The sequence below is a fragment of the Streptomyces sp. WAC 04229 genome (assembly GCF_003947455.1).
Lineage (GTDB): Bacteria > Actinomycetota > Actinomycetes > Streptomycetales > Streptomycetaceae > Streptomyces.
The window spans coordinates 1-2310 of sequence record NZ_QHJH01000375.1 but is presented as its reverse complement, the minus strand read 5'-3'; the positions used below and the strand labels follow the sequence as shown (position 1 = coordinate 2310).

The window sequence follows — 2310 nt, the reverse complement described above, 5'->3', positions numbered from 1 at the left end:
GCGGCGGGGTCTCGTGCGGCGGCGCAGGGACGGGGGCAGGGGTGGGGTGAGGGTGACGAAGCCCTCGGCCTGCATCGCGGCGAAGCCGATGCGGGGGAGGTCGGAGGAGGAGCGGTAGACCACGAAGCGCGGCTCCCAGCGGGGGCGGAACTTCGCGTTGAACTTGTACAGGGACTCGATCTGGAACCAGCGGGACAGGAACACGAGCAGGCCGCGCCAGGCGCGCAGGACCGGGCCCGCGCCGATCTTCTCGCCGCGCGCGAGCGCCGCGCGGAACATCGCGAAGTTCAGCGACACCCGCGCGATGCCCAGCTTCGGTGCCGCCTGGAGCGCGGCCACGATCAGCAGCTCGTTCATGCCGGGGTCGGCCGCGCGGTCGCGGCGCATGAGGTCCAGGGAGACCCCGTCGCCGCCCCACGGGACGAAGTGCAGGACGGCCTTGAGGTCGCCGTACTCGCCCGGCTCGGCGTCCTGCTTGTGCGCGGTCGCGATCAGGCAGTCGCCGTCGGCCGGGTCGCCGATCCGGCCCAGGGCCATCGAGAAGCCGCGCTCGGTGTCGGTGCCCCGCCACGCGTCCGCCGCGCGGCGGACGCGGTCCAGTTCGGCGTCGGGGAGGTCAGCCACGCGCCGTACCCGGGTCTCGTAACCGGCCCGCTCGATGCGCTTGACCATCTGGCGTACGTTGCGCATCGCGCGGCCGGCGAGGGAGAAATCCGGGACGTCCACCACCGCCTCGTCCCCCAGTTCCAGCGCGTCGAGCCCGGTCTCGCGGGTCCACACCTCACCGCCGGTCTCGGAGCAGCCCATCACGGCCGGTGTCCAGGAGTGGGCGCGCGCCTCGTCCATGAAGCGTTCGATCGCGCCCGGCCACGCCTCGACGTCGCCGATCGGGTCGCCACTGGCCAGCATCACGCCCGAGACGACGCGGTAGGTGACCGCCGCCTTGCCGCTGGGGGAGAAGACCACCGCCTTGTCGCGGCGGAGCGCGAAGTGGCCGAGGGAGTCGCGGCCGCCGTGCCGGGCGAGGAGGGCGCGCAGGCGGGACTCGTCCTCCTCGGTGAGGCGTGCCGCCGGGTGTTCGGGGCGGAAGGCCAGGTAGATGGTGGTCACGGCGGTCAACAGGCCGAGCGCGCCGAGGGAGAAGGCGACCGTCCAGGAGGTGTTGCCCGCGTAGTCGACCGGGCCCTCCACGCCGAACAGGCCGTACAGGACGTGGGTGATGCGGTCGGCCAGGCTCGGGGCGCCGATCATCCGGTGCGGGTGGGCGCTGACGATCAGGAGGCCCAGGGCGAGCGAACCGGCTCCCATGAGGACGAAGTTGGCCAGTGCCCGCCAGCGGCTGCGCGGGTCGGGCAGGGCCGCGAACTGGTCGCGGTGGCGCAGCAGGGGCGCGAGCAGCGCGAGGGAGATCAGTACGCCGAGGATCGAGTGGCGGTAGCCGAACTGGGCGACGGCGCCCACCGGGAGGAGGGCCACCGCGGCCCGCCACGCCCGGCGCTTGCGGCGTTTGAGGCCGTGGGCGAGGAGGAGCAGCAGGACGCCGGCGCTGAGGGAGAGGGCCGCGGCGAACGGGCCGAGCGAGCCCGGCAGCACCTCGGCGAGGGCGTGCATCCGGCTGTGCCTGAAGCGCGGGAAGACCCCGGCGGCGATGTCCAGCAGGCCGACGAGCGCGCAGGCGCGGCCGACGAGGAGCGGCACGTTCTCCGGACGGGGGCCGCGCGGCAGTCGGCGTACGCGGGTGGGTCCTGCCGGAACCGCACCCGACATTTCCTCATCTGTCCTGACAGACATCGCACCTGTTGTTCTGCGAGTAACCGTGGATCCGGGCCCGTTTCGGGCATCCGGCGACATTGCGCCCTCTAGGACGGTGTCTTGGAGGGAGAGGTTCACTCCCCTCGATCGGATTGCCCGAACGGGCACACGGAAAGCGCGGGCAGGTACCAAGGCAATGGGTCTCACGAGCGACAAGGTGCTGGCGTTGGCGGTACTGGCCGGCGTTCTGCTGTTCGCCGGCACGGTGTGGCTGTGGCCGCGGCTGGCCCGCAGCGGCATACGCGCGGTGCTGGGGCGCGTGGGCCTGCTGTTCGCCACCCAGTTGGCCGTCTTCGCGGCGGTCGGCCTGGTGGCCAACCAGTCCTTCGGGTTCTACGGCAGCTGGGCCGACCTGTTCGGCCGGGAGGACGGACGGGGCGTGGTCGTGGACCACGCGGCCGGTGGCCCCTCGGGGCCGCTGCGGGTCGTGGGGGACAGACGGGTGACGAAGGCGGGAGGGGGCGGGCCCGGTTCGGGCGGGGGGGTCCGGGAGGTCGG

Annotated in this window: 1 protein-coding gene and 1 pseudogene; one reads left to right on the top strand and one right to left on the bottom strand. The window is 73.2% G+C overall.

The features are described 5' to 3' along the window. A partial coding sequence (locus DMH12_RS38265) for a phosphatidylglycerol lysyltransferase domain-containing protein (RefSeq protein WP_125495838.1) occupies window positions 1-1767 on the bottom strand: 1767 nt, incomplete at its 3' end. A gap of 181 nt (window positions 1768-1948) precedes the next feature. Here DMH12_RS38265 and DMH12_RS38260 point away from each other — a divergent pair. Further along, window positions 1949-2310: pseudogene (locus DMH12_RS38260) on the top strand (esterase); the annotation flags it as partial.